Source organism: Salipiger marinus (genome assembly GCF_035481585.1).
Lineage (GTDB): Bacteria > Pseudomonadota > Alphaproteobacteria > Rhodobacterales > Rhodobacteraceae > Salipiger > Salipiger marinus.
The window spans coordinates 214,913-221,677 of the sequence record NZ_JAYKSL010000008.1; the positions used below are offsets into that span (position 1 = coordinate 214,913).

A 6,765-nucleotide genomic window follows, 5' to 3' on the forward strand; every position below is an offset into this window, starting at 1 on the left:
AGCCTCGCGCATGTTCGACATCCGCCCCGTCGCCTATGTCCTTGGCCTTCTGCTGCTGGCGCTTGGCGCCTGCATGATCCTGCCCATGCTGGTGGACATCGTGGAGGGGCGCGGCCAGTGGCATGTCTTCCTGCAATCCGCCCTTGTGACCACGCTGGCCGGCGGGCTGGTGTCGCTGGCCTGCGCCAATGGCGTGAAGGACGGTCTGACCCTGCAGCAGACCTTTCTGCTGACCACCGGCGCCTGGGTGGTGCTGCCCGCCTTCGGGGGCATTCCCTTCATGCTGGGGGCGACCGAGGCGCGTTTCGTCGATGCGTTTTTCGAGGCGATCTCGGGCATGACCACCACCGGATCCACGGTGTTTGTCGGGCTCGACTCGCTGCCGAAGGGGCTGTTGCTGTGGCGCGGGCTGCTGCAATGGCTGGGCGGGGTCGGGATCATTGTCGTGGCCATGGTCTTTCTTCCCGAATTGCGGGTGGGGGGGATGCAGATATTCCGCTCCGAAGCGTTCGAGACGATGGGAAAGATCCTGCCCCGCGCCACGCAGATCGCCTCCTCGATCTCGACGATCTATGTGGGGCTGACGCTGGCCTGCACGGTGGCCTATCTGCTTTGCGGCATGAACGCCTTTGACGCGACGGTCCATGCGCTGACCACGATTTCCACCGGTGGCTTTGCCAATTACGATGCCTCTTTTGCGCCCTTTACCGGGCCTGCCGAATATGTCGCTTCGGTTTTTATGGTGATGGCGGCGCTGCCCTTTGTCCGTTACGTCCAGATGATGGGCGGCAATCACCGCGCGATTTGGCGGGACAGTCAGGTCCGGGCCTTTCTGGGCACCATTCTGGCACTGGTGCTGGTGGCATGGGTCACGCTGATTTCCGTCTTTCCGCAACATCCCGAACAGGCCGTGCGCGAGGCGCTGTTCAACATCACCTCGATCATTTCCGGCACCGGCTATGCCAGCGTGGATTACATGGGCTGGGGGTCGTTTCTGGTCACGATGTTCTTCTTTATCGGGCTGATCGGGGGATGTGCCGGATCCACCGCCTGTTCGGTCAAGATCTTCCGATATCAGCTTCTGTTTGCCTCGATCCGGGTGCAGCTGAAACGCATCCGCGCGCCGCATGGCGTCTTTACCCCGCGGTTCGAAGGCCGCCCCGTGGCCGAGGATGTGCTGGCCTCGGTTCTGGCCTATTTCGTGTTTTTTGTGGTGACGCTGGGGGTTGCGTCGGTGGCGCTGGGGCTGACAGGGCTGGATTTCATCACCTCGGTGTCGGGCGCGGCCACGGCGCTGGCCAATGTGGGACCGGGGCTTGGCGACCAGATCGGGCCCGCAGGCAATTTCGCCGGGCTGAATGACGCGGCCAAATGGATCCTCGCCTTTGTCATGCTGGTCGGTCGGCTGGAGATCATGGCTGTATACGTTCTGTTCACTGTCAGTTTCTGGCGCGCTTAAGCGTCATTTTAGCAAGACAGGCCCAATTCTTTGTGCAACATCATAAGTCTGAACATTTCCCCCTGCGACACGACCAATCTGGATAAAATGATGAAAACCTTCTCTCTCGCGGCGGCACTGCTGGCGACCGGTCTTCTTGCGGCCTGCTCGGGCTCTTCGGGGTCTTCGGGCCGTACCCAGTCGAATTTCGACGACGCGATCGATTTTATCGACGCAGCCGGCCCCGATGCCGAAAATATCCGCAGTGTGTCCGTCGACCAGCTTCCGAACCGCGCGACAATGAGCGGTCAAATGCTCGCCGGGATGGACCGGGCGGAATCGACATTTGTCGGCGATGCAACTGCCACGGCCAATTTCGCCACGGGCAGGATTGCAGGCCGCGCCACCAATTTCACTGAATATGAAAGCAGTGCCGCCTGTGATTCGTCCCGGTGGAGCGCCTGCACCGGCAGAGAGATTCAGGATCTTGGCGGCACGCTGGACATCGCGGGCCGGATTACTGACACCACGTTCAGCTATGACACCCAAGGCAAGCTGACCGGCACCGATGCGGAACTGGGCCCGGTCGTCGCCGATATTCACATGGACGGGGTCGGCAGATTTGGGCAACTGAATAACCAGCTGGTCGCCATCGGCGTGCAGGACGGTACCGCTGTTCTGTCCTCTGACAGCGGCAGGGTCACGTCCGAAATCGCGGGTGTGCTGATCCTGTCCGAGTGATCCCATTGCCAAAGACCGGCGGTCCGTCGCTGCGCGCACGGGCCGTCCTGATCGCATAAATGCCCAACCTCCTGCTATCCCCTCTGCTGCTGGCCGCCCTTCTGCTGGCGAGCCTGCTGCCGTCCGGTCTTCGCGCCGATCCGGTTCCTGACCCGCGTCTCGCGCAGATCCGGGCTCAGGCCGCACAGATTCTGATGCGGGAACCCGACAACCGGCGGGCGCGCTTTCGCTATGCGCAGGCCTCCTATCAGTCCGGCGATCATGATCCGGCCAAGCGCCAGCTTCTGATCCTGATGCGCAGCAGCCAGAGCGCCGAGGAGCTGGACGAGCTCAAGGCCGCCTATGGCACCGTGCTGCGGGCGCGACCGTGGCGCTTTGGCGTCGATCTGGCGATTCTGCCCTCGACCAATATCAACAAGACCTCCTCCAACCAGATCTTCGACACGCCGTTCGGGCAGTTCCTGATCATCGATGGCGGGGTCGAGGAAAGCGGCGTGGGCTTCCGGCTGGGCGGGCGGGCCAGCTATGACCGCCTGCTGTACTCGGGCGCCGTGCTCAGCTACGGGCTGGAGATCAGCCGCCATCACTATCCCGCCGACCGGCTGAACCATCTCGACGGCACGCTGAGCCTGACATGGAGCCAGCGCGGGCTGGGCCACGAGACCCGGATCATCCCCTATCTGCGGCGGATCGCCTATGACATCTCGGCAGAGGATGGCCCGGACTCAACGCGCTTCGGGCTGCGGCTGATCCATGACCATGACCTGAGCCCGGCCAGCACGCTGTCAGGGGCGCTGACTCTGGAACAGCGCGAGTATGACCGGCTGGATCAGCTGGACGGCCCGTTCCGCAGCGGCCTCGTGGCCTATCAGGGTGAGATTGACGCCCGAACCGGCTACAGCCTCAGCTTCGGGCTGAGCCAGTCGCTGCCGCAGCTGCGGCGCCTGCGCTACCGCGAGACGGTGCTGCGCGCAGAACTGCGCCGCGCGCTGGGATCCTTCGGGGTGGTGGGGGTGAATGCCGGGCTGCAGCAGCGCCAGTATGCGGGCGATTTTCCGGCACTGGCAGAGCCGCGCGCCGACCGGTCCCGCAGCATTGGCCTGTCGGTCCGGTCGCCGCATCTGCGGATCGGCGATCTGGTGCCGGAACTGTCCTGCGAGATCACGCAGAACCATTCCAACGTGGCGCTGTATGAATTCCGCTCCACCGACTGCGCGGTAAGCTTCGATCACACGTTCTAAGGGGTCCCCCGCCCGAAACCGGGCAGGGGACCAGAGCTTCAGCCGATTTCGGCGAGACGGGCCAGCGCCTCGCGCAGCTTGGCCTCTTCGTCTTCGCGGGCGGCAAGGTTGTCGCGGGTCTCGGCCACCACCTCTTCGGGGGCGCTGTCGGCGAAGGCCGGGTTGTTGAGCCGTCCGCGCAGGCCGCCCAGTTCCTTGGCCAGCTTCTGCAGCGCCTTTTCCAGCCGCGCCTTTTCACCGGCCACGTCGATGATCCCGGCCAGCGGCAGGCCAAAGGTGGCGCCGCCCACCGGCACCGTCACGGTGCCCTTGGGGAAGCTTTCCACCTCGCTCAGGCCTTCGATGCGCGCCAGCCGCAGGATCAGCGCCTCGTTGCGGGCCCATGCGGTGCGACCGCCTGCGTCGATCTGCGTGGCCAGCATCGGCACATGCAGCCCGGCGGGCACATGCATCTGCGCGCGGGCCGACCGCACGCCCTCGATCACCGCGATGACCCAGCGCAGTTCGGCCTCGGCCTCGGGGTCGACCAGATCGGCGGCGGAGTACTCCGGCCAGTCGCCATGCACCAGCATCTTGGCGCGGCTGCCCAGCGAGCCCCACAGATCCTCGGTGATGAAGGGCATGAACGGGTGCAGCAGCAGCAGACACTGGTCGATGACCCAGGACATGGTGGCGCGGGTTTCCTCCGCCACGCCCGGCTCGTCAGAGCCGAGCAGGGGCTTGGCGAATTCCACATACCAGTCGCAGACCTTGCCCCAGACAAAGGCGTAAAGCGCGCTCGCCGCGTCGTTGAACCGGTAGTCGGCCAGCGCCGCATCCACCGCCTCGCGCACCTGCGCGGTCTCCCCGATGATCCAGCGGTTGACCGTGGCCTGCGGCACGGGCCGCGCGCCGCCCAGACCCACCGCGCCGTTCATTTCGGCAAAGCGGCAGGCATTCCACAGCTTGGTGCCAAAATTGCGGTAGCCCGCGATGCGCTGCATGTCGAGCTTCAGCACCCCGCCCATGGAGGCCATGGCGGCATTGGTGAACCGCAGCGCGTCGGCGCCGTATTCGTCGATGATCTCCAGCGGATCGACGACATTGCCCAGAGATTTGGACATCTTCTTGCCCTTGGCGTCGCGCACGAGCCCATGCAGATAGACGTCGCGGAACGGCACCTCGCCCACCACGGCCAGCTGCATCATCATCATCCGCGCCACCCAGAAGAACAGGATGTCCTGCCCGGTGACCAGCACCGAGGTGGGGAAGTATTTCTGCAGCTCCGCCGTCTGGTCGGGCCAGCCCAGCGTGCCGATCGGCCAGAGGCCGGAGCTGAACCACGTGTCAAGCACGTCGGGATCGCGCCAGACCGGATAGACCAGCCGTGTCGGATCCTGAGAAAGGTTATACTCGGCAAGGCTCGCCGCCAGCGCCTCTTCGGCCTCGGCGCGGCTTGCCACCTCGACAACCCGCATCGCGTGCAGCGGCGCGGGCAGGCCCGCCAGCACATCGCCGAACTGGCCGCGCACGCCGTCGAAATCCGCCGCGCAGTGATGCCGCGCGCCGCGCAGCACAAAGCCTTCGGTCAGCAGCCGCAGCAGCTCCACCTCGTCCAGCGCCGCATCACCCTCGTCATCGGTGAACTGCCCGGCATCAAGGTTGAGCCCGTACCACACCGGGATCTGATGGCCCCACCACAGCTGGCGGCTGATGCACCACGGCTCGATATTCTCCAGCCAGTGGTAATAGGTCTTTTCGCCGCTTTCGGGCAGGATCCGCACCCGGCCCTCGCGCACCGCGTCCAGCGCGGGCCCGACGATGCGCGCGGTGTCCACGAACCACTGGTCGGTCAGCATCGGCTCGATGACGACCTTGGACCGGTCGCCAAAGGGCTGCATGATCGGCTTGGCCTCGACCAGCGGCACCTCGGCCTCGGCGCCCTCGGCCCCCGGCTTCAGCGCGTCGCGCCCAAGGCGCGGATCGTCGGCGCGGGTCATCACCGCCAGCCCTTCGGCGGTGATCTCGGCCACCACCGCCTCGCGCGCGGCCATGCGGTCAAGCCCGCGCAGATGGTCGGGCACAAGGTTCAGCGCGTCGGTTTCCAGCTCGCCCAGCACGCGGGTGCCCTGTGCGGCCTCCTGCGCCACGGCGGCGGCCTCGGCATGGGGCACGCCGTCGCTGCGCATCCGCGCCCGGGTGTCCATCAGCCGGTAGCAGGGGATGCCTGCGCGTTTCGCCACGCCATAATCGTTGAAATCATGCGCGCCGGTGATCTTCACCGCGCCCGAGCCGAAGGCCGGATCGGGATGCTCGTCGGTGATGATCGGGATCAGGCGGCGGTGCTCCTTGGGCCCCACCGGGATCTCGCAGAGCTTGCCGACGATGGGCGCATAGCGCGGGTCAGACGGATGCACCGCCACCGCGCCATCGCCCAGCATGGTTTCGGGGCGGGTGGTGGCGATGGAGATGTAATCGCGCTCCTCGGACAGGATGACGCGGCCTTCCTCGTCCTTCTCGACGTAGGTATAGGTCTCGCCGCCCGCCAGCGGGTATTTGAAATGCCACATATGGCCCGGCACTTCGGCATTCTCGACCTCCAGATCGGAGATCGCCGTCTCGAAATGCGGATCCCAGTTCACCAGCCGCTTGCCGCGATAGATCAGCCCCTTGTCATACATGTCGACAAAGACCTTGATCACCGCATCGTGGAAATTGCCCTCTTCGCCCTCGGGCGCGCCCTCGGCGCCTGACATGGTGAAGGCATTGCGCGACCAGTCGCAAGAGGCGCCAAGCCGCTTCAGCTGGTCGATGATGGTGCCGCCCGACTGCGCCTTCCACTCCCAGACCTTGGCCAGAAACGCCTCGCGGCCCATCTCCTGCCGGGTCGGCTCCCCGGCGCGGGCCAGTTCCCGCTCCACCACCATCTGCGTGGCGATGCCGGCATGGTCCTGCCCGGGCTGCCACAGCGTGTCAAAGCCGCGCATCCGGTGCCAGCGCACAAGGATGTCCTGCAGCGTGTTGTTGAAGGCATGGCCCATATGCAGCGAGCCCGTCACGTTGGGCGGCGGGATCATCACGCAGAAGCTTTCGGCGCGCGAGGCATTGGCCCCCGCCGCGAAGGCGCCCTGCGCCTCCCATTCCGCCGCGATCCGCGCCTCGGCCTCGGCCGCGTTGAAGGTCTTTTCCATCGCCATGGCAGCGTTCCCCATGCCTGTCCTGTTGCGGTCCCTGTTCCTCTAGCGAATGCCCCGGCAAAGGAAAAGCGCCGCGGGCGCAAAACCCCGCGACGCGGCTGTGTTCTTCTTGGCGGAAATATCCCGGGGGGCGGGCCGCAGGCCCGGCAGGGGGGCAGCGCCCCCCGCC

4 protein-coding genes are annotated in these 6,765 nt (G+C 65.6%); 3 read left to right on the forward strand and 1 reads right to left on the reverse strand.

Features of this window, described 5'->3' with window-relative positions:
• Positions 1 to 10: 10 nt before the first annotated feature.
• The 3 genes from VK682_RS13035 to VK682_RS13045 all read left to right on the forward strand — a co-directional run bounded on the left by VK682_RS13035 (position 11) and on the right by VK682_RS13045 (position 3,420).
• Positions 11 to 1,459: a TrkH family potassium uptake protein gene (locus VK682_RS13035; RefSeq protein ID WP_230797122.1), complete on the forward strand. Its 1,449-nt coding sequence runs from the start codon at positions 11 to 13 to the stop codon at positions 1,457 to 1,459.
• A 90-nt stretch (positions 1,460 to 1,549) separates the two neighbouring features.
• Positions 1,550 to 2,179, forward strand: a complete 630-nt coding sequence (locus VK682_RS13040; protein ID WP_230797121.1) for a hypothetical protein — start codon at positions 1,550 to 1,552, stop codon at positions 2,177 to 2,179.
• Positions 2,180 to 2,238: 59 nt separating this feature from the next.
• A complete protein-coding gene (locus VK682_RS13045; RefSeq protein WP_230797120.1) occupies positions 2,239 to 3,420 on the forward strand; it encodes a porin family protein in 1,182 nt (393 codons plus the stop codon).
• Positions 3,421 to 3,458: 38 nt separating this feature from the next.
• Here VK682_RS13045 and VK682_RS13050 read toward each other — a convergent pair whose 3' ends face one another.
• Positions 3,459 to 6,596 carry a valine--tRNA ligase gene (locus VK682_RS13050; RefSeq protein WP_324782043.1) on the reverse strand — a complete coding sequence of 1,046 codons (3,138 nt, stop codon included), beginning with the start codon at positions 6,594 to 6,596 and terminating at the stop codon, positions 3,459 to 3,461.
• Positions 6,597 to 6,765 lie beyond the last annotated feature (169 nt).